The 1,268-nt window shown below is 63.7% G+C and carries 2 protein-coding genes and 1 pseudogene; all 3 read left to right on the top strand.

The features are described from left to right. A pseudogene (locus EN984_RS35095) lies at positions 1-237 on the top strand (RNA methyltransferase); the annotation flags it as partial. Next, complete coding sequence (gene murI, locus EN984_RS35090) at positions 230-1,030, top strand: glutamate racemase (RefSeq protein WP_127272587.1); 801 nt, start codon at positions 230-232, stop codon at positions 1,028-1,030. The pseudogene EN984_RS35095 and the gene murI, both read left to right, overlap by 8 nt. A 64-nt stretch (positions 1,031-1,094) precedes the next feature. Then, the coding region (locus tag EN984_RS35085; RefSeq protein ID WP_127384377.1) for a DUF3008 family protein at positions 1,095-1,268 on the top strand (174 nt) is incomplete at its 3' end.

Below are 1,268 nucleotides of genomic sequence, written 5' to 3'. Positions count from 1 at the left end.
GTGCTGACACGCCCCGGTTTTGCCGAACCGGAGCTGAAGGTGCTGCGCGGCATTATTTCGTCGCTCGACAGGTTTTCTCCGGCGATGCCGCGCGGCGACGGGTCCCCTGGCGACGACCCGCGGCGCTTGCCCGCGGCCGCCGCGCGGGCCCGCAAGGCGGAAGCGGCGCGCCTTGCCGACACCGGCAAGGACGATGACATACCGCCGCTTGGCGGAAAAGGAACCGACAATGACTGAGCGGCCGATCCTGATGTTCGATTCGGGCATCGGCGGGCTTACCGTGCTGCGCGAGGCGCGCGTGCTGATGCCCGATCGCCGCTTCATCTATGTCGCCGACGACGCTGCGTTTCCCTACGGCGCTTGGGAAGAGCCGGCGCTGAGGGCGCATATACTCGAATTGTTCGGCAAACTGCTTGAGCGCTTTGCGCCGGCCATTTCCGTCATCGCCTGCAACACCGCCTCGACGTTGGTGATCGATGCGTTGCGCGATAGATTTCCCGAGCATCCTTTCGTCGGCATGGTGCCTGCGATCAAACCGGCGGCGGAACGTACGCGCTCAGGGCTGGTTTCGGTGCTGGCGACGCCTGGCACCGTCAAGCGCCAATACACGCGCGACCTGATCAGCAAATGGGCACAGAAATGCCATGTCCGCCTGGTCGGCAGCGACAGGCTGGCGGGACTGGCTGAGATCTACATGCGTGAGGGCTTCGTCGATGAGGAGGCCGTACGCACCGAGATCACGCCGTGCTTCGTCGAACATGATGCGTTGCGTACGGATATCGTCGTGCTCGCCTGCACACACTACCCCTTTCTGGCCAATCGCATGCGCAAGACGGCGCCCTGGCCGGTCGATTGGCTCGACCCCGCTGAAGCGATTGCGCGCCGGGCGCTGTCGCTTCTCGCCGACATCGATCCGAGCGGTCGTGGCGAGATGCTGCCTGAAGGACCCGACCTTGCCGTCTTCACATCGGCAAGAGCCGATTTCCCGACCCGTCGCCTGATACAGGGCTTCGGGCTGGCTATGTCGTGATTGCGAAGCGGAACATCACGGCAGTCGTTGCGTTTTTCCCCAGATTCCAACGGGAGAAAGAACCATGCCAGCCACCTCGAAAGCCCAGCAGAAAGCCGCCGGCGCGGCTCTGTCGGCCAAGCGCGGCGAGACCAAGAAGAGCGAACTCCAGGGCGCTTCCAAGGGAATGTACGAATCGATGAGCGAAAAGCAGCTCGAGGAATTCGCCGAGACGAAGCGCAAGGGCCTGCCGGAGAAG

The organism is Mesorhizobium sp. M7A.F.Ca.CA.004.12.1.1 (assembly GCF_003997835.1).
Classification (GTDB): Bacteria; Pseudomonadota; Alphaproteobacteria; order Rhizobiales; family Rhizobiaceae; genus Mesorhizobium.
The sequence above is the reverse complement of the archived record's forward strand: the minus strand, read 5'-3'. Positions and strand labels throughout refer to the sequence as shown.

What these genes read in the sequence shown, in the direction of transcription:
- murI (WP_127272587.1), top strand. Translation starts at nt 230, where the DNA reads ATGACTGAGCGGCCGATCCTGATGTTCGATTCGGGCATCGGCGGGCTT.